Genomic DNA, 22724 nt, shown 5'->3' with positions numbered 1-22724 from the left:
CCTGCCACCCAAGTCCGCTCACCTTGCGCACGGTGGTTCTTTCTGCGGCGGAGCGCTTTGGCCCTCCGTCGATCCGGCTCCGAAAAGGTGATCGCGTATGGATGACTACGGCAGACCCCGCGCAACTCAGCCCACCCTTTACGTTCTTGATACCAACGTTCTGATTCACGACCCCAACGCGCTGTTGAACTTCCAGGAGCATCAGGTCGCCATCCCGATGACCGTGCTCGAAGAGCTGGACCAGCTCAAGACCGGCAAGCACAGCGTGGCTGCAGAGTGTCGACAGGTGATCCGCCTGATCGACAAGGTGCTGGGTGACGCTACCCCCGAAGAGGTCGAACTTGGCGTCCCCATTCAGCGTGAAAAAAGCGGCCCTTGCGGCAGCCTGTCGATCCTGATGAGCAAAGTCGCCGATTCAAACGGGCTGCCAGAGGACCTCAACGACAACAAGATCATCAATCAGGTCGTCGATCTGCAGCGACGCAGCGCGGACGTTCCGGTGGTGTTGGTCACCAACGACATCAATATGCGGCTCAAGGCGCGTGCCTGCGGCGTCGCCTCGGAGGATTACCACACTGACAAACTGGTCGACGACGTCGGGCAACTGTCCCGCGGGTATCACAGCCTCAGCGGGTCGTTCTGGGACAGGGTCAGCAAGGTCGATACTCATCAGGGACATGGCCGCACCTGGCATCGGGTGCAGTTGATCGACAATTTGCCCGCCGTGCACGTCAACGAATTCATTCTCGATGAGCAAGGCTTCGTTGGCTGGATCAAGGGCATCAAGGCCGACGAATTGCTATTGCTCGACATGCATCAGGAGCCCTTGCTCCATCAGGAGGCCTGGGGGCTGCGCCCGCGTGATATTCATCAGGCATTGGCGCTCTTTGCACTGCTCGACCCGGATATTCATCTGGTCAATCTGTCGGGCGCTGCGGGTTCGGGCAAGACGATTCTGGCGCTGGCGGCCGCCATCGAGCAGACAGTGGTGAGCAAGCGTTACCGTCGCATCATCGCCACGCGCAGCGTGCAGGGCCTGGATGAAGACATCGGCTTTCTTCCAGGCACCGAGGCGGAAAAGATGGAGCCGTGGCTGGGCGCGATCACCGATAACCTCGAAGCGCTGCACATGGACGACGAGAGCACTCACGGCAGCGTCGACTACATCCTGCAAAAGGTGCCGTTGCAGTTCAAATCTCTCAACTACATCCGCGGGCGCAGCTTCCAGCAGAGCCTGATCCTCATTGATGAATGCCAGAACCTGACGCCGCATCAGATGAAGACCATCATCACCCGGGCCGGCAGCGGATCGAAGGTGGTCTGCCTCGGTAACCTGGCTCAGATCGATACGCCGTACCTGTCCGCGACCAGCTCGGGGCTTACCTACCTCACCGAACGATTCAAGGACTTCCCGCACGGGATGCACATCACCTTGCAGGGCGTTCCTCGTTCGGTCCTGGCCGAATACGCCGAGGCCCATATGTAGTAACACTGCTGGAGGCTGGAGTTAGCCGCTCCAAGCAATCAATGCGTAGAAGGAAGCGATGGCACGGGCTCGCTTCCAGCTTCCAGCTTCCAGCTGAGCTAAACTGCGGGACCTCACAGTCTCAGCAGGATTAGAAATGCTCACGCACCTCGATTCCCAAGGGCGGGCCAACATGGTCGACGTTACTGCCAAGGCCGTCACGGCGCGCGAGGCGGTTGCAGAAGCCAAAGTTCGCATGCTTCCCGAAACCCTGCACATGATCCAGCAAGGCGGGCATCCGAAGGGCGACGTCTTCGCGGTCGCCCGTATCGCTGGCATTCAAGCAGCAAAAAAGACTCACGAACTGATCCCCCTCTGCCATCCCTTATTGTTGACCAGCATCCGGATCGACCTGCAGCCGGAAGGCGACGATTGCGTGAGGATCGAGGCGCGCTGCAAGCTGGCAGGCCAGACCGGTGTGGAAATGGAAGCGTTGACCGCTGCGAGCGTCGCAGCGCTGACGATTTATGACATGTGCAAGGCGGTCGACAAGGGCATGGTGATCGAGGGTGTTCGGCTGTTGGAAAAACTGGGCGGCAAGAGTGGTCACTGGCAGGTGCCAGCATGATCCAGGTGCAGTTTTTTGCGCGTTATCGCGAGGCTCTGGGCCGTGATTCCGAACAGTTGGAATGGGACGCCTCCTGGCAACAGATCGACGACCTGCGCTTGCGACTGCTGGAACGCGGGGCCGAGTGGGCGGTGCTTGGTGAGCAGAATCTGATGTGCGCGCGCAATCAGGAGCTGTGCAGCCTCAACGAGCCACTCGCAGACGGCGATGAAGTAGCGTTCTTTCCCACCGTGACGGGAGGCTGACCATGGGCGTACGAGTCCAACAGAGTCCATTCGACCCTGGCGTCGAGCTCAATGCCTTGCATGCGGCCAATCTCGGTATCGGTGCGGTCACCGGTTTCGTCGGCTACGTACGTGATTTCAATGAGGGTCGCGATGTTGCCGGCATGTTCCTCGAGCATGCCCCGGGAATGACCGAGAAGGCGCTGCAGAAAATCATCGACGAGGCTGCTGGGCGCTGGCCGCTGCTCAGGTTGGAGATTCTGCACCGAGTAGGGCGCTTGGAACCGGGTGAGCCCATCGTGTTTGTCGGTGCCGCCAGCGCTCACCGCGAGGCCGCTTTTGATGGGTGTCGATTCGTCATGGATTACCTGAAGACCCGCGCGCCTTTCTGGAAAAAGGAAGACACCCCGGAGGGAACGCGCTGGGTCGAAGGTCGCTGCAGCGATCAGGCTGCAGCCGATCGCTGGCAGCAGGGGGAGGGCAGCTAGCCGAGCGCGATCTGCAATTAGCAGAGCAGCGCGTCGATAGCACGGAATGATGCCCGTTCAGCGCAGCACGACCACAGCGTTGCTCGTGAAGATCAAAGCCTGGACGCAGCGGCGAAACCGGATAAAAGAAGGCGAAGCCGTTACAGCTTCGCCTTTTTCATTTTCAGCCTTAGCGCTTGGGTGGGACAGCTGCCAGCAGCTCAGCAGGCGGCATCTCGCAACTGATCGTTCGACCCAGCAATGCCTCGATCGCCGGCAGGGCAAACGAATCGTCTTCCCCGGCAAAACTGATCGAAGTGCCGCTGGCTCCGGCCCGGCCGGTACGGCCGATGCGGTGGACGTAGTCGTCGGGGACTTCCGGCAGGGTGAAATTGATCACGTGGCTGATGCCATCGACATGAATCCCGCGGCCGGCGACATCGGTGGCAACCATCACCCGAATCTTGCCTTCGCGGAAACCTTCCAGTGCTCGGATGCGCTTGTGTTGTGGAACGTCGCCTGACATTTGAACAGCGCTGATGCCATCGCGGGTAAGGCGCTCCTCAATGCGACGCACCTCATCCTTGCGGTTGGCGAAGACCATCACGCGGGTCCAGTCATTCTGGGTAATGAGGTTGTAGAGCAACTTGTATTTGTCGCTGCCTGCCACGGCATACACGTGTTGTTCGACTGTGTCGCTGGCCACGTTGATCGCTTCGATCTCGACGATGGCCGGGTCCGTGGTCCACTGCTTGGCCAGATTCATCACGTCTTCGGTGAAAGTGGCCGAGAACAGCAACGTCTGGCGTTCGCTCTTGGGTGGCGTCTGGCGAATGATCTGGCGGACCTGAGGAATGAAGCCCATGTCCAGCATGCGATCCGCTTCGTCGAGCACCAGCACCTCAACCATATCCAGGTGCACTTCGCCGCGCTGATTGAAGTCCAGCAGGCGTCCGGGCGTTGCTACCAGGATGTCGCAATAGCGGGATTCGAGCGCCTTGAGTTGCTTGTCGAAGTCCATACCGCCGACAAAACTCATGACGTTCAAACCGGTGTATTTGGTCAGGTTCAGCGCGTCATTAGCGATTTGCACGACCAGCTCACGAGTGGGCGCGATAATCAGGGCACGTGGCTCGCCCATGTATCGGTCCGCAGGTGGTGGGGTTTGTAGCAGCTGAGTGATGGTCGAAATGAGGAACGCGGCGGTTTTGCCGGTGCCGGTCTGGGCCCGGCCGATAGCGTCGCGGCCTTTTAGAGTAAAGCCGAGAACCTGAGCCTGGATCGGCGTGCAATAAGGAAAGCCAAGGTCTTGAATGGCGTGCATAAGCTCGGGGGCGAGCTTGAAGTCATGAAACCGGGTCTTGCCCTCGGCTGGCTCGACTGCGAAATCTTCCAGCTTCCAGACTGGCGCCGGCGGGGCGGCAGGCTTGCTTGCCCGTTCACGGCGCGGCTTGGGGCTGACCTTGGGGGCATCATCCTGTTGCGTTTTGGTCTTTTCGAAGTACGCCGGGTCACTGGCGCCCTGGTGTATTGAGGTGCTGCTTTCAGCTTCGGTGGTCGCAGGCTGATTCGAGCCTTTGCCAAACATCTTCTTTAGTGCTTTGAGCACGGTCTTCTCGTCTTTGTCTTGTAAGGTTTGCTCGCCAGTGTAATGCAAGAAGCAGATACGGCGAAGACTTGCTCAGGGATGGTCGGTCGCAGCGCTGTTTCACCCGCAGACGCGATTTCGGCCCTGTTCCTTAGCTCGGTAGAGCGCGCGATCAGCCACGTTGATGAGGCTGTCCAGATCATCGTTCAATCGCATCGGAGCAACGCCAATCGAGATGGTCACACCCGGCAGTAAGCCGATGGGCGAATGGAACGAGGCGACATCTTCAAGGCTGCGACGTAGCCGTTCTGCAACGTTTCGCGCATCTACGATGGTCATCTCGGGCAGCAGCACCACGAATTCTTCGCCACCATAGCGCACCAGGCTGTCGGCTGGGCGCAGCAGTTTGCCGAGTGTGTTGACCACCAGGCAGAGCGCATGATCGCCCGCCAGATGCCCAAGTTTGTCGTTGTATTCTTTGAAGCGATCGACGTCGAGCATCAGGAGCGAGAGTGGTTGGCCGCCCAGCGCGCAACGGGCGCTCTCGCGACCGTAGATATGCTCCAGCCAGCGGCGATTGAACGAGCCGGTCAGCTTGTCGATATTGGCATTCTGTTCGCTATTGATGATCAGGCGGTCGCTCAGGCGCACGCGCTGGCAAAGCAGTTCGGCCAGGTTCTGCATCAGCTGTGGCGAGCGAGTCAGCAACTGCATCGAACGTCGATGCACGCGCAGCAGGACCGAATCCGCCAGTGCCAGTACGTAGGCCGATGGGGGCAGATCGTCCATGAAGCTGATTTCACCAGCGCAGTCGCCGGGACCGATTGAGCGAACCGGGCTGCCTTCGAGCGAATCCAGATGGACCGCTAGCTCGCCGCCAAGAACCAGATAGAGATAGTGGTTATGTACGTGCGGCGATAGCAGAATTTCGCCAGGTAAGGCCGTGCATGGCTCGAAGACTTCCTGCAACAGGCGCAGACAGGGTTCGTCCACTCGGTCTAGCAGGCGCGCCTGTCTGAGGTGCTGCATTTCTACCCGCCAGCTGGCCGGGTTCATGGCTGCACAATCCGCTCGGATGACATCCTCGTCATGACTATCGCACGCATCCCTTCAAGGCTGGCTAGGTCGGCTTCTGCTGGCCGCGATGCAACGCTACAACGGCAGGCGCATCGAGTTTTGTTCTACCCATGCCAAGCGTAGCTGTAATCACCAATCAAGACAGGCGCGCAGCGTCACATTTTTTCTTTGCAGTCGGTCAACTATCGCTGAGGACATCAATCCAGCCGAGCGGCCAGCCATTCGCCGATATCACGAATTTCCTCGAGCACCACCTCGTGGGCCATCGGGTAGTCCTTCCATTGTGCCTGCACATGGTTCTGTATTAGGCAGTCATAGGCGGCACGCCCCATTGCCGGCAGCACGACATCATCCCTCGCACCGTGTAGCGCCAGTACCGGAAGCGCGGCCTGCAATGGCGACAGCTTCAGGTCCGGATTGAAGGTCGGTGCGTAGGTGGACAGGGCGATGACGCCACCCAGAGGGCCGGGCCAGCGCAGGAAGGCTGTGTGGTAGACGACTGCACCGCCTTGGGAGAAGCCGGCCAGAAAAATGCGAGCGGGATCGATGCCACTGTCGCGCTGTGCCTCGATCAAGTCGATCACGCTTTGCGCTGACCGTTCCAGTTGCGCCTGGTCGACGGCGCGAGCGGGGCTCATCGCGAGGATGTCATACCAGCTCGGCATGGCCCAGCCACCGTTAATAGTGACCGCGCGAGTCGGTGCCTGGGGTAGCACGAAGCGTGTCGTCGTCAGCCGTTGCTGTAACGCTTCGGCGACTGGCTGGAAGTCGTAGCGGTCGGCGCCGAGGCCGTGCAACCAGATGACGCATGCGTCGGCGGTAGTTGCGGGTTCGATGATCAGCGGGTCACTCATGTTGGGCTCCGTTCGGGCGGCACGCGCCAGGTTGGTGCGGGCGCAGAGAAAAAATGCAGCAATCTGCGGCGAGGTTACCTGTACCGAGCTTGGCAATGAAGGGCACGGAAGCGCCCGGGGGGCTTTCAGAGTTCTGGTACGCCGCTTGCTTTGTCTGATTTGCCCAATGCGCCGGAAGTCACGGCACTTCTGCAAACTGCGTGTAGGGAGGAGTTGCTGATAATCAAACGGCGGCTAGACTGAGGTCAGTTTCTTCTTCGCCCCCTCGAAAGGTATCGAGCGGCAGCCTGTGATCCAGGCGGAAGACTCTGACCACAAGAATAAAAGCAAACTGGAGGTTTCGATGATAAGGGTTAAATCCACGCTGGCCGTGCTTGGTGCCGCGACACTTTTGGGCGCAAGCGGCTTGGCTCAGGCAGGGGCGACTCTGGACGCGGTGAAGAGCAAGGGTTTTGTGCAATGCGGCGTCAGCGACGGGCTACCTGGCTTTTCCTACACCGATGCCAAGGGTGAGTACAAGGGAATCGACGTGGATATCTGCCGTGCCGTTGCGGCTGCGGTGTTCGGCGATGCGAGTAAGGTCAAGTACAGCCCTCTGACCGCCAAGGAGCGCTTCACGGCGCTGCAGTCCGGTGAAGTCGACATGCTGTCGCGTAACACGACCTGGACCAGTTCGCGTGATGCTGCAATGGGGCTGAACTTCACCGGCGTGACCTACTACGACGGGCAGGGTTTTCTGGTCAACAAAGCGGTCGGTGTTTCCAGCGCCAAGGAACTCGACGGCGCGACCGTCTGCATCCAGGCGGGCACTACCACCGAACTGAACCTCTCCGACTACTTCCGCGCTAACAACCTCAAATACACCCCGATCACCTACGACACTTCCGATGAAAGCGCCAAGTCGCTAGAGTCCGGACGTTGCGACGTGCTCACTTCTGACCAGTCCCAGCTCTATGCCCAGCGCATCAAGCTGGCCAAGCCGGACGACTACATCGTATTGCCTGAGGTCATCTCCAAAGAGCCACTCGGCCCGGCCGTGCGTCAAGGCGATGAAGAATGGTTCGATATCGTTCGCTGGGCATTGTTCGGGATGATCAATGCGGAGGAGCTGGGTATCACTTCGGCCAATGTCGAAGAGAAGGCGAAGAACACCAAGAATCCTGACGTGGCTCGTCTCTTGGGCGCCGAAGGTGAATACGGCAAGGATCTGAAATTACCTAAGGATTGGGCGGTTCAGATCGTCAAGCAAGTCGGCAACTATGGCGAAGTGTTCGAGCGCAATATCGGTTCAGGTAGCGAGCTGAAGATCGAGCGCGGCCTGAACGCGCTTTGGACCAATGGAGGTCTGCAGTACGCACCCCCAGTGCGTTGACCGAGCTGGGTCGGCGCTCTGCCGACCTTGTTTCAAGGATGAGCGCTGCCGGTGCCTGTGCACCGGCAGCGCCGTATGAGGTTTCTTGATGCGAACCATTGCCAAAGCAGGAGCCGCCCGCGGCTCGTTGCTCACGGACCCGCAGGCGCGTGCCTTTCTGTTTCAAGTCATCGCCGTAATAACAGTAGTAGCGATCGGCTGGTTTCTGTTTCACAACACTCAGACCAACCTCGCCCACCGAGGCATTACGTCAGGCTTCGGTTTTCTCGATAACGCTGCCGGTTTCGGCATTTCCCAGCATCTGATCGACTACAGCGAGAGCGACTCTTATGGTCGTGTCTTCTGGGTTGGCCTGCTCAATACGCTGCTGGTCAGCATCATAGGGATCATCCTGGCCACTATTATCGGGTTCATTCTCGGGGTGGCGCGGCTTTCGCCCAATTGGCTGATACGCAAGATCGCGACTGTCTATATAGAGACGTTTCGCAACATCCCGCCATTGCTGCAAATTTTCTTCGTCTACTTCGCAGTGCTCAGCCCGCTGCCAGGACCGCGAGAAAGCCTGAGCCTTTGGGATGTGGTGTTCATCAACAACCGAGGCGTACAGATGCCCGCGCCCAGTGCTGGGGAAGGCTTCTGGTCGTTTTGGGTGGCGATGTTCGTCGCGCTGGTGGCGATCGTCATGCTCAATCGCTGGGCACGTGCTCGGCGTCATGCCACCGGCCAGACGTTTCCCATCTTTTCAGCCAGCCTGGCATTGTTTATCGCAATCCCTTCGATCTGCTCGCTGGTGATGGGGGCGCCTTTTCTTTGGGAAGTGCCCGAGCTTCAGCGTTTCAATATTCGCGGCGGCTGGGTTGTGATCCCCGAGCTGGTGTCGATTGTGCTTGCGTTATCGATCTACACCGCGGCTTTTATCGGTGAGACAGTCCGTGCAGGTATCCAGTCGGTCAGCCATGGGCAGACTGAAGCGGCCGCTTCGTTGGGCCTTCGTCCGGGACGTGTGTTGCGTCTGGTGATTATCCCCCAGGCCATGCGGGTGATCATTCCGCCACTCACCAGCCAATACCTCAACCTGGCGAAAAACTCTTCGCTAGCGGCTGCGATCGGTTATCCCGACATGGTTTCGCTGTTTGCAGGGACGGTGCTCAACCAGACCGGTCAGGCGATCGAAACCATGGCCATCACCATGAGTGTGTACCTCGCCATCAGCATCAGCATTTCGCTGCTGATGAACTGGTACAACAAGCGCATTGCGCTGATCGAGCGGTAAGGACGAGCGCATGACGATCCATACTTTCAAACCGGACCTGCCGGCGCCTTCTACCAATATTGGTGTGGTGGGCTGGATGCGGGCCAATCTGTTCTCCAGCTGGATCAATACGTTGCTGACCCTGGTCGGCCTGTATCTGATCTGGTTGATAGTGCCTCCCATCATCGAATGGGCGATCATCAAGGCCGACTGGACTGGCGAAACCCGGGCGGACTGTTCGCGTGAGGGCGCGTGCTGGGTGTTCGTGCAGACGCGTTTCAGCCAGTTCATGTACGGCTTCTACCCACCGGAGCTGCGTTGGCGGGTGGATGCTACGGCCTGGCTCGCCATCATTGGTGCCGCGCCGCTGTTCTTGCGGCAGATGCGACACAAGGCAAGCTACGGCATCGCTTTTCTGGTGATCTATCCACTGCTTGCCTATTGGCTGTTGCATGGCGGCTTTCTGGGCCTTGAGACGGTTCCGACCAGCCGCTGGGGTGGTTTGATGCTGACCATCGTCATTGCCGCAGTCGGTATCGCCGGCGCACTGCCGCTCGGGATTCTGCTGGCGCTGGGTCGGCGTTCGGATATGCCAGCCATCCGCGTTCTGTGCATCACCTTCATCGAGTTCTGGCGCGGCGTGCCGCTGATCACCGTGCTGTTCATGTCCTCAGTGATGTTGCCGTTGTTCCTGCCCGAGGGCATGAACCTCGACAAGCTGATGCGTGCCATGGTGATGGTGGTGTTCTTCGAGGCGGCTTATATCGCCGAAGTGGTTCGTGGAGGCCTGCAGGCGATCCCCAAGGGACAGTACGAAGCGGCCGCGGCGATGGGCTTGGGTTACTGGCGCAGCATGATTCTGGTCATCCTGCCGCAAGCGCTGAAGATGGTCATACCCGGCATCGTCAATACCTTCATCGCTCTGTTCAAGGACACCAGTCTGGTGATCATCATCGGTCTGTTCGATTTCCTTAACAGCATCAAGCGCGCCACCTCGGACCCTGCCTGGCTAGGCATGTCGACTGAGGGTTACGTATTTGCGGCGCTGGTCTACTGGATTTTCTGTTTTGGCATGTCGCGCTATTCCATGCACCTGGAACGCAAGCTCGACACCGGTCATCGAAATTAGGAGTGGCAACATGAACGACACATCTCTGCAACCCGAACAGCCTGAGCAGGCCGGTGAACCGGTCATTCAAATGCAGGGTGTACACAAATGGTTCGGCCAGTTCCATGTGCTCAAGGACATCAATCTCAACGTGACCCAAGGCGAGCGCATCGTATTGTGCGGGCCCTCGGGATCGGGAAAGTCTACGACCATTCGTTGTCTCAACCGCCTTGAGGAACACCAGCAAGGGCGCATCGTGATCAATGGTGTTGAGCTGACCAACGATCTTAAGCAGATCGAAGCGATCCGCAGCGAAGTGGGCATGGTATTTCAGCACTTCAACTTGTTCCCGCACCTCACCGTGCTGCAGAACTGCACGCTGGCACCCATGTGGGTGCGCAAGATGCCGCGTCGCCAGGCCGAAGAAGTGGCCATGCACTATCTGGAACGCGTACGGATTCCGGAGCAGGCTGACAAGTTTCCGGGGCAGCTTTCCGGGGGCCAACAACAGCGCGTTGCGATTGCCCGGGCGTTGTGCATGAAGCCGAAGATCATGCTGTTCGACGAGCCCACGTCGGCGCTGGACCCGGAGATGGTCAAGGAAGTGCTGGATACCATGGTTGGCCTCGCCGAAAGCGGCATGACGATGCTCTGCGTGACCCACGAGATGGGCTTTGCACGCACCGTCGCTGACCGGGTGATCTTCATGGACAAGGGGGAGATCGTTGAGGAAGCGGAACCCGAGACCTTCTTCACTAATCCGAACAACGAGCGCACCAAGCTATTCCTCAGCCAGATCCTCCACTGATTCAGCGTTACATAGGGGGCGTGAGTCATCAGCTCGGACTGAACGCTCACGTTCCGTCACTGAGCTTAAATCGGCGGCGTCCCCTTAGCCTCGGACGTCGTCATGGGCTAGAATACGCGGCCCGACTGCTCCCCCCTCCGAGGCTGTTCCGACGATGTTGATCCTGCGCGGCGCCCCCGCTCTTTCCGCCTTCCGTCACGGTAAGCTCCTGGCCCAATTGACCGATAAGGTCCCCGCTGTCAGCGGGTTGTACGCCGAGTTTGCTCATTTCGCCGAGGTATCCGGCACGCTTGGTGCGGATGAGCAGCAAGTACTGGCCCGGCTGTTGAAGTACGGCCCAAGCGTTCCGGTTCAGGAACCTGCAGGAAGGCTGTTTCTGGTCATTCCACGCTTCGGCACCATCTCGCCATGGTCGAGTAAGGCCAGCGACATTGCGCGCAACTGCGGCCTCGAAAAGATTCAGCGCATTGAGCGCGGCATTGCCTACTACGTCGAAGGCGATTTCTCGGAGGCCGATGCTGGCTTGGTCGCAGCGGCTCTGCACGACCGGATGACCCAGCTGGTGCTCGAGCAGTTCGAGGGTGCGGCGGATCTGTTTAGCCACGCACAACCCAAACCGCTGCGCGCGATCGATGTACTGGGCGGCGGCCGTGCCGCGCTGGAACAGGCCAATGTGGAGTTGGGTCTGGCTTTGGCCGAAGACGAGATCGATTACCTTGTTACCAGTTTCAACGGCCTTGGGCGTAACCCGCACGACATCGAGCTGATGATGTTTGCGCAGGCCAACTCGGAGCATTGCCGTCACAAGATTTTCAATGCCAGCTGGGACATCGATGGTGAAAGCCAGGAGAAGTCGCTGTTCGGCATGATCAAGAACACCTTTCAGATGCACGGCGAAGGCGTGCTGTCCGCTTACAAGGACAACGCCGCGGTCATCGTGGGTAACGTGGCCGGACGTTTCTACCCGGACGCGGAAACGGGCGAGTACGCGGCAAACCAGCAGCCCGTGCACATCCTGATGAAAGTGGAAACGCACAACCATCCGACCGCAATCGCGCCGTTCCCAGGCGCGGCCACTGGCTCGGGTGGCGAGATCCGGGACGAGGGCGCTACCGGGCGCGGCGCCAAGCCCAAGGCCGGCCTCACAGGATTCACCGTCTCCAACCTCAACATTCCTGGCTTCGAGCAGCCTTGGGAAGTGCCGTACGGCAAACCCGAGCGCATCGTGACGCCGCTCGACATCATGATCGAGGGGCCGCTGGGTGGCGCAGCGTTCAACAACGAATTCGGCCGTCCGGCCCTGAACGGTTATTTTCGGACCTTCGAGCAGACAATCAGCACCCCGCGAGGCGAAGAAGTGCGGGGTTACCACAAGCCGATCATGCTGGCTGGCGGCATGGGCAACATCCGTGAAGATCATGTTCAGAAAGCCGAGATCTCGGTTGGCGGAAAACTGATCGTGCTCGGTGGCCCGGCGATGCTCATCGGTTTGGGTGGCGGCGCAGCCTCATCCATGGCGACCGGCAGCAGCTCGGCCGATCTCGACTTCGCATCGGTGCAGCGTGACAACCCTGAGATGGAGCGTCGCTGCCAGGAAGTGATCGATCGCTGCTGGCAACTCGGCGACAAGAACCCGATCAAGTTCATTCACGACGTCGGTGCCGGCGGCCTGTCCAACGCCTTCCCGGAGCTGGTCAATGACGGCGGTCGTGGCGGTCGTTTCGAACTGCGCAACGTGCCTAACGATGAGCCTGGCATGGCGCCCCATGAGATCTGGTGCAACGAATCCCAAGAGCGATATGTACTGTCAGTCGATGCAGCGGACCTGGAGCGTTTCGAGGGCATCTGCAAGCGCGAGCGCTGCCCCTTCGCCGTAGTCGGCGAAGCCACGGCTGAGCCGCACCTGACGGTAGCTGACAGCCATTTCGGCAACAATCCGGTTGATATGCCGCTCAACGTCCTGCTCGGCAAAGCGCCGCGCATGCATCGCAGCGCTGTTCGCGAGGCCGAGCTGGGGGATGACTTTTCGCCTGATCAGGTCGACCTGTCCGAGGCGATCGATCGCGTACTTCACCATCCAGCAGTCGCCAGCAAGAGCTTCCTGATCACCATCGGCGATCGCAGCATCACCGGCATGGTCGCGCGTGATCAAATGGTCGGGCCGTGGCAGGTCCCGGTGGCTGATTGCGCAGTCACGGCTACCAGCTATGACGTATACACCGGCGAAGCCATGGCCATGGGCGAGCGTACACCGCTGGCTCTGCTCGATGCGCCCGCGTCGGGCCGCATGGCCATCGGCGAAACACTGACCAACCTCGCTGCAGCACGTATCGAGAAGATTTCCAACATCAAACTTTCCGCCAACTGGATGGCCGCTGCTGGGCATCCGGGTGAGGATGCGCGCCTGTTCGACACAGTCAAGGCGGTTGGCATGGAGCTGTGTCCGGAGTTGGGCATCACCATTCCGGTCGGCAAGGACTCCATGTCGATGAAGACCCGCTGGACCGAAGAGGGCGTAGACAAGTGCGTGACCTCGCCGCTCTCGCTGGTTGTGTCCGGCTTTGCCCCGGTTGTTGATGTCCGCCAGACCCTGACGCCGCAGCTGCGTCTGGACAAGGGCGAAACTGATTTGATCCTCATCGACCTGGGTCGCGGCCAGAACCGTATGGGCGCGTCCATCCTGGCGCAGGTCTACAGCCATATGGCGCGTCAGGCGCCGGATGTCGACGATGCGGAGGATTTGCAAGCCTTCTTCGCCGTAATCCAGGGGTTGAACGCAGACGGGTTGTTGTTGGCTTACCACGACCGTTCCGACGGCGGTTTGCTGACCACTGCGCTGGAAATGGCGTTCGCCGGCCATTGCGGACTCAACCTCAATCTCGATTCCCTTGTTGAAGCGGCCGCTCACATCCCGGCAGCGTTGTTCAACGAAGAGTTGGGTGCGCTGATCCAGGTTCGCCAGGGTGATACGGAAATCGTCCTCGCACAGTTCAGCGCGGCAGGCCTTGCGGATTGCGTTTCGGTCATCGGGCAGCCGGTCAACAACAGCCATGTGGCGATCAAGTTTGAAGGCGCAGAGGTTTTCGCTGGTGATCGCCGCTTGCTTCAGCGGCAGTGGTCCGAGACGAGCTATCAGATCCAGCGTCTTCGGGACAATGTCGACTGTGCCGATCAGGAGTTCGACGCACTGCTTGAAGAAGACAACCCTGGCTTGAGCGTTACCCTAGGTTTCGACGTGAACGACAATATCGCCGCGCCGTACATCAAGCGTGGCGTGCGGCCCGAGGTGGCGATACTGCGTGAGCAGGGCGTCAATGGGCAGACTGAAATGGCGGCTGCGTTCGACCGTGCAGGTTTCGCCGCCGTCGACGTGCACATGAGCGATATCCTGTCGGGACGCATCAGTCTGGAGCGATTCAAGGGGCTGGTTGCGTGTGGCGGTTTCTCCTACGGCGACGTGTTAGGCGCTGGCGAAGGCTGGGCCAAATCGATTCTGTTCAATGGCCGCGCTCGCGAAGATTTCAGTGCGTTCTTTGAACGCAAGGACAGCTTTGCCCTTGGCGTCTGCAACGGGTGCCAGATGTTGTCGAACCTTCACGAACTGGTACCCGGCAGCGAGTCCTGGCCGCACTTCGTGCGTAACCGTTCCGAGCAGTTCGAAGCGCGTGTGGCGATGGTACAGATTCAGGATTCCCCGTCGATCTTCCTTCAGGGAATGGCCGGGTCGCGCCTGCCGATTGCCATTGCCCACGGCGAGGGTCACGCGGAATTCGAAAGCGAAGAAGCGCTGCTTGAAGCGGACTTGTCTGGGACGGTAGCGCTGCGCTACATCGACAATCATGGCAAGGTCACCGAGCGTTACCCGGCCAACCCTGGCGGCTCGCCGCGCGGCATTACGGGGCTCACCACGCGGGACGGACGCGTGACGATCATGATGCCGCATCCGGAGCGTGTATTCCGTGCCGTGACCAACTCCTGGCGTCCTGACGAGTGGCAGGAGGATGGCGGCTGGATGCGCATGTTCCGTAATGCCCGGGTCTGGGTAGACTGAGGTTGGACTAGGGTAGAGAGCCCGAAGCGTGCAAGCGTTTCGGGCTTTTTCTTGCCCGAAGACGAGCCGCCCCGCCATTGCTGAACCAAGCAACGACGCCAACGTCTGATCTTGACCTGGGGCACCCAATACGCTCTGGACCTGAACACAATCCACTCGGTGGAGCGCATGCTCCGCCAACCGTTTCTGTGCGGAGATGTTGATGTACAAGCTGTGTTTCTATGTTCCAGAAAGCCATCTGGATGCAGTCAAGAAAGCGGTTTTCGCAGCGGGCGCCGGGCGTATTGGCGCTTACGATAGTTGTTGCTGGCAGGTGCTAGGGCACGGGCAGTATCGCCCGCTGGAGGGCAGCACGCCGTTTCTAGGGCAGCATGGCCAGGTTCAATCGGTATCCGAGTGGAAGGTTGAGCTGGTGGTCGCTGATGAGCTGATCCACGATAGCGTCAAGGCGCTCAAGCACACTCATCCATATGAGACGCCTGCCTTCGAGGTGTGGCGACTATCCGATTTACAGTTCTGATTGAATGATGTCCAAAGAAAGCCGAGTCGCCATGAGTGACTCGGCTTTTTTGCTTCATGGGGTCGATCAGACGCTAACGTTGAGGCGAACCTCGATGTTCCCGCGTGTAGCGTTGGAGTACGGGCAGACCTTATGCGCGGCTTCGGCCAGCTGCTCGGCTGTGGACTGCTCCAGGCCTGGCAGGCTGACGTTCAGCTCTACTTCAAGCCCGAAACCTCCAGGAATCTGGCCTATGCCAACCTGGGCTGCGACTGACGTATCGGCGGGAAGCGGTTGCTTTAGCTGGCTCGCGGCAAACTTGAGTGCGCCAATGAAGCAAGCCGAATATCCTGCGGCGAAGAGTTGCTCTGGGTTGGTGCCATCGCCGCCTTGTCCGCCGAGCTCGCGGGGAGTGGACAGTTTCACGTCGAGCAGGCCGTCGGACGACGCAGCTCGGCCGTCGCGACCTCCGGTTGCGGTGGCAGTGGCTGTATAGAGCGCCTTGATGCTTTGCATGATTCGCTTCCTTCGAGAACGGGTAGGCTGATTAACTTATAGCGATAATATTTAGCGCGCAAGGTAAATATCCGCGTCTCTCGCTGTTATGCGGCTGGCATCAGAAGGGTAAGGCCATAGCCGTCAGTCGCGTGTTAATAATGCGCTTCGAAGGGAAACGAGTTGATCGCGAAGTGCTAGCAACGCTTCGTGTGATTGCCCGGTGCATTCGAGCATGCAGGCGGGAAACTCACGAGCCTGCTCCTTCATGGCCCATCCAGTATCCGTGAGACGCAATTCGACCACTCGCTCGTCGCGGCTGCTGCGGGTCCGGCTGATGAGGCCTTCTGCTTCCAAACGTTTGAGCAGCGGAGTCAGGGAACCCGGCTCCGTCATGAGGCGAGCACTGATCTCGCTGACCGTGAGGCCGTCGCGCTCCCAGAGAACGAGCATGGCCAGGTACTGCGGGTAGGTCAGGCCGATGCTTTGTAGCAGCGGCTTGTAGGCTTTGGTCATCTGCAGCGAGGCAGAATACAGGGCGAAACACAGCTGATGGTCCAGCTGCAATTGCTCGTCTGAAGAGGGCTTCGTCATGGGTGGTCGAGTGGCAAGGAAATGGCTTTCACGGTAACGCGCAGCCTTGCTTGCTGCCAAGCTCGGCGCTCGTTCAGGGACGAATCTCTATCAGGGTGCCGTCTTTCACCAGATTCCAGATTTCGCGCATGTCATCGTTCTTCAGGGCGATGCAGCCCTCAGTCCAGTCGAGCGTGTGGAAGTACCATTCGGGATACTCCTCATCGACCGGTGTGCCGTGCAACATGATCATGCTGCCCGGTTTCGCGCCTTCGCTGCTCGCGCGTGCCAGATCCTTCGCGTTCGGGTAGGAAATGTGCATTGCCAGGTTGTACTTGTCAGAGGCTTTGCGCCAGTCGATCCAGTAAAGGCCTTCGGGGGTACGCTGGTCACCTTCGCGTTGTTTGGGCCCGGCTTGCTTGCCGAGGGAGACGCGGTAGCTCTTCATGCTGACGCCGCGGCTGATCAAATGAAGCTTGCGCTCGGACTTGACCACCAAGACCTTGTCGATGAAAGGCTCGTCAAGGGCAGGGGCCGCGTTTGCAAAGGAAAGGGTGGCGAAACTAAAGCAGACAATCGCTAACAGCCAGCGCATTGGGGCGAATCCTGAATCCAAACTGCATCAGACCTGTCTGCGCGCCACCCGCATTGCCTCGATGGCTTCGTTGCGCACCGGGAAGGTCTGCTGCACCCGGTCGGCGAAGAAGTATTCTAGGGTACGGCCCACGGTCGGAAAAGCCAGCTCTGACCAAGGGATGTCGGCTTGTCGGAAAAGCCTGACTTCCAGACTTTCGTCTCCTGGAGAAAATCGCTCGTCGACCAGCTCTGCGCGGAAGAACATGTAGACCTGGTTGATGTGCGGCAAGTCGAACAGCGTATACAGCTGCAGATCGGTGACCCGGGCGCAGGCTTCCTCAAGTGTTTCCCGCGCTGCTGCCTGCTGAACGGTTTCGCCATTTTCCATGAAGCCTGCAGGCAGGGTCCAGTATCCGCGTCGTGGTTCGATTGCGCGTCGGCAAAGCAGTACATGTTCATCCCAGACGGGCAGGCAGCCAGCAACGATGCGTGGGTTTTGGTAGTGAATCGTATCGCAGGACGCACAGACGAATCGCAACCTGTTGTCTCCGTCGGGCACCCGCTCAATGACCGAGTCTCCGCACTGGCTGCAGAATTTCATCACGACTCCTTCGTTTGCGTATTTCGTTCGGCCCGGTTCGATCAGCGAGCTGGCTATTGCTGAGAGCCGGCCTGTTGCGAAAAGTTTGCCAGCAACGATTGGCTTGGTCGAACCTGTCCACTTTCGCTGCGCCAGGGCGGCTGGATTTTGGCTCGGCCTGTCTTGGGCGCCTCGGTGATTCATGCCATGATGCCAGTCAAAGACAGAAAGAGAAGTTCCATGCTGGACAAGATTCTCCAACGGGTGCGTGATTACTCTCCGCATCTTCTGGAGCCGGAGGGCAGGATGCCCGAGGCGGCCGTACTGATGCCCATTACCCGCAGTGGCTCGCCGGAACTGGTGCTGACGCTGCGAGCCAGTGGTCTTTCTACTCATGGTGGCGAGGTGGCGTTCCCCGGAGGGCGGCGCGACCCAGAGGATCGTGACCTGATCCACACCGCGCTGCGCGAAGCTGAAGAAGAGGTTGGGCTAGCGCCTGGAATAGTGGAAATCGTTGGGCCTCTCAGCAGCCTGGTTTCACTGCACGGTATTCATGTCACGCCTTTTGTCGGCATCGTGCCGGACTACGTCGAATATCGCGCCAATGATGCGGAGATTGCCTCCGTGTTCTCCGTGCCGCTGGATTTCTTCTGCCAGGATGCGCGTGAAGTGACCCACCGGATCGACTATCAGGGCGGTGCTTGGTACGTCCCGTCTTACCGATATGGCGAATACAAAATCTGGGGGCTGACAGCGATTATGATCGTCGAGTTGGTCAACCTGATATATGACGCCGGGATCGAAATGCGTCGGCCTCCCGCGTCCTATATCGATCTGAGTCAGAAGAGGTCATAACCGTGAAATATCGCTTGGGTGATTCCCTCGTTGAAACCCATCCGCAGAGCTGGGTAGCGCCAAATGCAACGCTGGTCGGCAAGATTCGCCTGGAGGCTGGTGCCAACGTCTGGTTTGGTGCGGTGCTGCGGGGTGACAACGAGCTGATCCATATCGGTGAAAACAGCAACGTGCAGGACGGCAGTGTCATGCATACCGACATGGGCTATCCGCTGACGCTGGGGACCGGCGTTACCGTCGGCCATAACGCCATGCTGCACGGCTGCACCGTCGGCGACTACAGCCTGGTGGGGATCAACGCCGTTATCCTCAACGGCGCGAAGATCGGCAAGTATTGCATCATCGGCGCTAATACCTTGATCGCTGAAGGCAAGGAAATTCCGGACGGTTCCTTGGTGGTTGGTTCGCCAGGCAAGGTGGTGCGTGAATTGACCGACCAGCAGAAGAAAATGCTAGAAGCGAGCGCGGCGCATTATGTACATAACGCCCAGCGCTATGCGCGTGATCTGGCGGAGCAGGACGATTGACTGCAGACGAAAAGCCGGTTGCATCACCCTGTGTAAGTGTTTGTGCATTGAACGACGACGATATCTGCACGGGCTGCCAGCGCAGTATCGACGAGATTCGTCGCTGGGGGCGGATGGATAATCCCGAGCGGCGACAGGTACTGCTGCGTTGTCACGAGCGCGCGCTCCAAAGTGGTCTGCTGTTCTAGCGCTGAAGCACAGCACCTTGCTGATCGTCTTTTTCTTTTTGTACAACGAGGAATGTCATGCCCCGAATTGGTACGCCGTTATCGGCCAGCGCTACCCGCGTGATGCTCTGTGGTTCTGGTGAGCTCGGCAAGGAGCTGGCGATCGAGCTTCAACGTCTGGGTGTGGAGGTCATCGCGGTAGACCGTTACGCCAACGCCCCAGCCATGCAGGTTGCGCACCGTCACTATGTGATCGACATGCTCGATGGTGCAGCGTTGCGGGGTGTCATCGAACAGGAAAAGCCGCACTTTATCGTTCCTGAAATCGAGGCGATCGCCACTGCGACGCTAGTGGATCTGGAGCGTGAAGGCTATACCGTTATTCCTACGGCGCGGGCCGCACAGCTCACCATGAACCGGGAAGGTATCCGCCGGCTGGCCGCTGAGGAACTCGCGCTACCAACCTCGCCATACCGTTTCGCTGATTCGCTGGAGGAGTGCCGTTCAGCGGTCTCTGCGCTCGGCTTTCCCTGTCTGATCAAGCCTGTGATGAGCTCCTCGGGCAAGGGGCAATCGGTTCTGCGCAGTGAGGCTGATCTCCGCAAGGCCTGGGAATATGCCCAGGCCGGTGGCCGAGCGGGGAAGGGGCGCGTGATCGTCGAAGGCTTCATCGATTTCGATTATGAAATTACGCTGCTGACCGTTCGGCATGCGGGCGGGACCACCTTCTGTCCTGCGGTGGGACATCGGCAGGAAAGGGGTGACTATCAGGAATCGTGGCAGCCGCAACCTATGACGGCTGCAGCGATGGTCGAGGCCGAGCGAATTGCCCTGGCGGTCACTGGCGCATTGGGCGGGCGCGGCATCTTTGGTGTCGAGCTGTTTATCAAGGGCGACCAGGTCTGGTTCTGCGAGGTTTCACCAAGACCGCATGATACGGGCCTGGTAACCCTGATATCACAGGACCTGTCCGAGTTCGCCTTGCATGCGCGAGCGATCCTTGGACTGCCAATTCCGGCGATCCGCCAGTTCGGCCCGTCTGCCTCCGCCGTGGTGCTGGTGGAGGGCGAATCCGATCAGGTGAGCTTCGGCAATCTGGCTACTGCGTTGGCCGAGCCGGATACCGCGCTGCGGTTGTTCGGCAAGCCGGGCGTCAGTGGGCAGCGGCGTATGGGTGTTGCGCTGGCTCGTGACGCATCGATAGAAGCGGCGCGTGGTAAGGCGTTGCGGGCGGCCTCGGCGATTGATGCAAAGCTTTAGTTACCCTGGCTCGCCATTGAGGCGCCGACTATTGAGTGTCGCTTTTTGATTCCTCAGGCGCCTCGATTACCCAGGCGCGCACGCTTTTCACGCGGTTGTCCGCAGCCTGCAGGATCTCGAGTCGGTACTGGTTGATCTGCAGGCATATCCCACTATCCGGGATGTGTTCGAGTGCCTCTGTAATCAACCCGTTTAGCGTCTTGGGGCCATCGCAGGGTAGCTGCCAACCCAGGGCGCGGTTGACTTCACGCAAATAGGCGGCGCCGTCGATTACCAGGGTGCCGTCGTCCTGCGGGTGTATGTCCGGGCTGCGCAGCGCGTCCTGATTGCTGAACTCGCCGACGATCTCTTCGAGAATGTCTTCCAGGGTCACGATTCCCAGCACATCACCATACTCGTCGACGACGATGCCGATCCGGCGTTTTTGCTTCTGGAAGTTGACCAATTGGGTGGAGAGGGGGGTGTTCTCCGGAATGAAGTAAGGGTCGTTGCATGCTTCCAGCAGGCTTTCTCGGGTCAGCTGATCATGGCTGAGCAGGCGCGCGATCTGACGCATGTGCACGATGCCTTCGATCTGGTTGATGTCCTTGCGAAACACGGGAAGGCGGGTATGAGGTGTTGTGCGCAATTGAGTCACGATGGTTTCGAGGTCATCTTCCAGGTCTATGCCGGCGACCTCGTTACGCGGAATCATGATGTCGTCGACGGTCACCCGTTCCAGGTCGAGGATACCGAGCAGCATGCTTTGCCGTTTCATCGGCATGTCACTTCCCGATTCATGGACCACGCTACGCAGTTCTTCCGTGGACAGGCTGTCACTACCTTTGTTGGTCAGATCAACACCGAGCAGCCTAAGTAATCCATTGCTGATCCAGTTGAGCAACGCCACCAGCGGATACAGTACCTTTTGCAGCATCAGCAGCGGGAGGCTGACGGGGTAGGCAACTGCTTCAGGTCGCAGGGCTGCGAGGGTTTTTGGTGTTATTTCCCCGAAAATCAGTAGGACTATCGTCAGGCCGATGGTTGCGATCGCAATCCCGGCCTCCCCCCACAGCTTGATGGCTAGGACGGTGGCAATGGCAGAAGCGAGGATGTTGACGAAGTTGTTGCCGACCAGGATGGTCCCGAGCAGCCTGTCTGGCCGCTCAAGCAGGGCGCTAGCTCGTTTTGCTCCGCGGTGTCCTTCCTTGGCCTGGTGGCGCAGGCGATAGCGGTTGAGACTGAGCATTCCGGTTTCAGAGCTGGAAAAGAAAGCCGAGCACAACAGCAGGAAGACCAGCATGCCGAGCAGAAACCCGGGGTGTAGATTTTCCACGTAGTGGTCCTAGATGTGCAGAATGAATTCGCGGACCAGCTTGCTGCCGAAGTAAGCCAGCATCAGCAAGCAGAAGCCTGCCAGTGTCCAGCGGATGGCCTTGTAGCCGCGCCAGCCTAGCTGATGGCGGCCCCATAGCAGCAGGCCGAAGACCACCCAGGCGACCACCGACAGCAGCGTTTTGTGTACCAGATGCTGGGCAAACAGGTTATCGAGGAAGATCCAGCCGGAAATGAGCGATGCTGACAACAGTAGCCAGCCGGCTAGCAGGAAGCCGAACAGCAGGCTTTCCATGGTCTGCAGCGGAGGGAAGTTCTTGATCAGGCCGGACGGGTGCTTGTGCTTGAGATGATGATCCTGCAGCAGCAATAGCAACGATTGAAACACGGCGATCGTGAGCATCCCGTAGGCAAGGATGGAAAACAGAATGTGCGCCAGTATCCCCGGTTGCTCGGCGATGGCGGGTGCCGTGCCGGACGGTGCAAACTGGGCGAACAGCACCGTCAGGCAGCCGAGGGGGAAGAGCAGCAGCAGCAGATTTTCGACAGGCATTCGGTAAAGCGCGAGCAGGATCAGCAGAATTACGGCCGCAGCAATCAGGCTCGAGGCGGTGAAGAAGTCCAGGTGCAGGCCGCTCGGTGACAACAACTGGATGAATAGACTCACCCCGTGTGCAACGAGCGCCAAGGCGCCCAGGATAAGAAGCAGACGCTTGTCCGGCACGGTGCGTTGCGCCAGGCGCAGGCCCTGGTATCCGGTGACGCCGGCGTAAAGGCAGGCGGCAGCTAGGCTCGGGAGCAAAGGGTGCATAGGTCTGTTAGTAGGCTCGAAAGGCGCTGAGTGTGGCATAAACACCGGGTACGCAAAAGTACACGGTTGGCTGCCGTTACTGCCGTGGTGCGGGTCAATGGGCGGACAACCGACAGGTGGCGGTGCCCCTGGTAGGTATGGATTTGTCCTGCTCGATGAAAAGCACGGGTGGC

23 protein-coding genes are annotated in these 22724 nt (G+C 59.3%); 14 read left to right on the top strand and 9 right to left on the bottom strand.

Features of this window, described 5'->3' with window-relative positions:
• Positions 1-97: 97 nt before the first annotated feature.
• From RT21_RS10810 to moaE, 4 genes are all read left to right on the top strand, one after another.
• Positions 98-1486, top strand: a complete 1389-nt coding sequence (locus tag RT21_RS10810; protein WP_045429469.1) for a PhoH family protein — start codon at positions 98-100, stop codon at positions 1484-1486.
• A gap of 136 nt (positions 1487-1622) precedes the next feature.
• Complete coding sequence (gene moaC / locus RT21_RS10805; RefSeq protein WP_046162754.1) at positions 1623-2093, top strand: cyclic pyranopterin monophosphate synthase MoaC; 471 nt, start codon at positions 1623-1625, stop codon at positions 2091-2093.
• Positions 2090-2338 (top strand): MoaD/ThiS family protein, encoded by a 249-nt coding sequence (locus tag RT21_RS10800; protein WP_046162753.1) that lies wholly within the window; start codon positions 2090-2092, stop codon positions 2336-2338. The genes moaC and RT21_RS10800 overlap by 4 nt, the downstream gene beginning before the upstream one ends.
• Before the next feature lie 2 nt (positions 2339-2340).
• Positions 2341-2805, top strand: a complete 465-nt coding sequence (gene moaE / locus RT21_RS10795; protein WP_046162752.1) for a molybdopterin synthase catalytic subunit MoaE — start codon at positions 2341-2343, stop codon at positions 2803-2805.
• A gap of 169 nt (positions 2806-2974) precedes the next feature.
• Here the strand turns inward: moaE and rhlB are convergent, their stop codons facing one another.
• The 3 genes from rhlB to RT21_RS10780 all read right to left on the bottom strand — a co-directional run bounded on the left by rhlB (position 2975) and on the right by RT21_RS10780 (position 6303).
• Positions 2975-4393, bottom strand: a complete 1419-nt coding sequence (rhlB, locus tag RT21_RS10790; RefSeq protein WP_046162858.1) for an ATP-dependent RNA helicase RhlB — start codon at positions 4391-4393, stop codon at positions 2975-2977.
• A 99-nt stretch (positions 4394-4492) separates the two neighbouring features.
• Positions 4493-5428: a GGDEF domain-containing protein gene (locus tag RT21_RS10785; RefSeq protein WP_046162751.1), complete on the bottom strand. Its 936-nt coding sequence runs from the start codon at positions 5426-5428 to the stop codon at positions 4493-4495.
• Between the two features lie 218 nt (positions 5429-5646).
• Positions 5647-6303, bottom strand: coding sequence for an alpha/beta hydrolase (locus RT21_RS10780; protein WP_046162750.1), 657 nt, complete (start codon positions 6301-6303; stop codon positions 5647-5649).
• 343 nt (positions 6304-6646) lie between these two features.
• Between RT21_RS10780 and RT21_RS10775 the strand changes: the two genes are divergently transcribed.
• The 6 genes from RT21_RS10775 (at position 6647) to RT21_RS10750 (ending at position 15414) form a co-directional block, all read left to right on the top strand.
• Positions 6647-7675: an amino acid ABC transporter substrate-binding protein gene (locus RT21_RS10775; RefSeq protein ID WP_045429453.1), complete on the top strand. Its 1029-nt coding sequence runs from the start codon at positions 6647-6649 to the stop codon at positions 7673-7675.
• Positions 7676-7763: 88 nt separating this feature from the next.
• On the top strand, positions 7764-8948 hold the full coding sequence (locus RT21_RS10770) for an amino acid ABC transporter permease (RefSeq protein WP_045429450.1): 1185 nt from the start codon (positions 7764-7766) through the stop codon (positions 8946-8948).
• 10 nt (positions 8949-8958) lie between these two features.
• Positions 8959-10056 (top strand): amino acid ABC transporter permease, encoded by a 1098-nt coding sequence (locus tag RT21_RS10765; RefSeq protein ID WP_046162749.1) that lies wholly within the window; start codon positions 8959-8961, stop codon positions 10054-10056.
• 10 nt (positions 10057-10066) lie between these two features.
• Positions 10067-10843: an amino acid ABC transporter ATP-binding protein gene (locus RT21_RS10760; protein ID WP_045429444.1), complete on the top strand. Its 777-nt coding sequence runs from the start codon at positions 10067-10069 to the stop codon at positions 10841-10843.
• Between the two features lie 154 nt (positions 10844-10997).
• Positions 10998-14894, top strand: a complete 3897-nt coding sequence (gene purL, locus RT21_RS10755) for a phosphoribosylformylglycinamidine synthase (RefSeq protein WP_046162748.1) — start codon at positions 10998-11000, stop codon at positions 14892-14894.
• Positions 14895-15096: 202 nt separating this feature from the next.
• Positions 15097-15414: a YqfO family protein gene (locus RT21_RS10750; protein WP_046162747.1), complete on the top strand. Its 318-nt coding sequence runs from the start codon at positions 15097-15099 to the stop codon at positions 15412-15414.
• Between the two features lie 66 nt (positions 15415-15480).
• Here RT21_RS10750 and RT21_RS10745 read toward each other — a convergent pair whose 3' ends face one another.
• The 4 genes from RT21_RS10745 to RT21_RS10730 all read right to left on the bottom strand — a co-directional run bounded on the left by RT21_RS10745 (position 15481) and on the right by RT21_RS10730 (position 17638).
• Positions 15481-15909 carry an organic hydroperoxide resistance protein gene (locus tag RT21_RS10745; RefSeq protein ID WP_046162746.1) on the bottom strand — a complete coding sequence of 143 codons (429 nt, stop codon included), beginning with the start codon at positions 15907-15909 and terminating at the stop codon, positions 15481-15483.
• A gap of 123 nt (positions 15910-16032) precedes the next feature.
• On the bottom strand, positions 16033-16482 hold the full coding sequence (locus RT21_RS10740; protein WP_046162857.1) for a MarR family winged helix-turn-helix transcriptional regulator: 450 nt from the start codon (positions 16480-16482) through the stop codon (positions 16033-16035).
• Positions 16483-16555: 73 nt separating this feature from the next.
• Positions 16556-17056 carry a L,D-transpeptidase family protein gene (locus RT21_RS10735; protein ID WP_046162745.1) on the bottom strand — a complete coding sequence of 167 codons (501 nt, stop codon included), beginning with the start codon at positions 17054-17056 and terminating at the stop codon, positions 16556-16558.
• A gap of 27 nt (positions 17057-17083) precedes the next feature.
• Entirely contained in the window at positions 17084-17638 is a 555-nt protein-coding gene (locus tag RT21_RS10730) for an NUDIX hydrolase (RefSeq protein WP_046162744.1), read from the bottom strand.
• Between the two features lie 219 nt (positions 17639-17857).
• Here RT21_RS10730 and RT21_RS10725 point away from each other — a divergent pair, with 219 nt between their 5' ends.
• The 4 genes from RT21_RS10725 to purT are packed head-to-tail and all read left to right on the top strand — an operon-like array spanning position 17858 to position 20426.
• Positions 17858-18472: a CoA pyrophosphatase gene (locus tag RT21_RS10725; protein ID WP_045429429.1), complete on the top strand. Its 615-nt coding sequence runs from the start codon at positions 17858-17860 to the stop codon at positions 18470-18472.
• A gap of 2 nt (positions 18473-18474) precedes the next feature.
• Positions 18475-18999, top strand: a complete 525-nt coding sequence (locus RT21_RS10720) for a gamma carbonic anhydrase family protein (protein ID WP_045429426.1) — start codon at positions 18475-18477, stop codon at positions 18997-18999.
• Entirely contained in the window at positions 18996-19187 is a 192-nt protein-coding gene (locus RT21_RS23265; protein ID WP_046162743.1) for a DUF1289 domain-containing protein, read from the top strand. Before RT21_RS10720 ends, RT21_RS23265 begins: the two co-directional genes overlap by 4 nt.
• 57 nt (positions 19188-19244) lie before the next feature.
• The gene (gene purT, locus RT21_RS10710; RefSeq protein ID WP_046162742.1) at positions 19245-20426 is read left to right on the top strand and encodes a formate-dependent phosphoribosylglycinamide formyltransferase; all 1182 of its coding nucleotides are present in this window, start codon (positions 19245-19247) and stop codon (positions 20424-20426) included.
• A 28-nt stretch (positions 20427-20454) separates the two neighbouring features.
• Here purT and RT21_RS10705 read toward each other — a convergent pair whose 3' ends face one another.
• Positions 20455-21741, bottom strand: a complete 1287-nt coding sequence (locus RT21_RS10705; protein WP_045429416.1) for an HlyC/CorC family transporter — start codon at positions 21739-21741, stop codon at positions 20455-20457.
• A 9-nt stretch (positions 21742-21750) separates the two neighbouring features.
• On the bottom strand, positions 21751-22551 hold the full coding sequence (locus tag RT21_RS10700; protein ID WP_045429414.1) for a cytochrome C assembly family protein: 801 nt from the start codon (positions 22549-22551) through the stop codon (positions 21751-21753).
• Positions 22552-22724: the final 173 nt, after the last annotated feature.

This window comes from Pseudomonas sp. 10B238, from assembly GCF_000970615.1.
Lineage (GTDB): Bacteria > Pseudomonadota > Gammaproteobacteria > Pseudomonadales > Pseudomonadaceae > Stutzerimonas.
The sequence above is the reverse complement of the archived record's forward strand: the minus strand, read 5'-3'. Positions and strand labels throughout refer to the sequence as shown.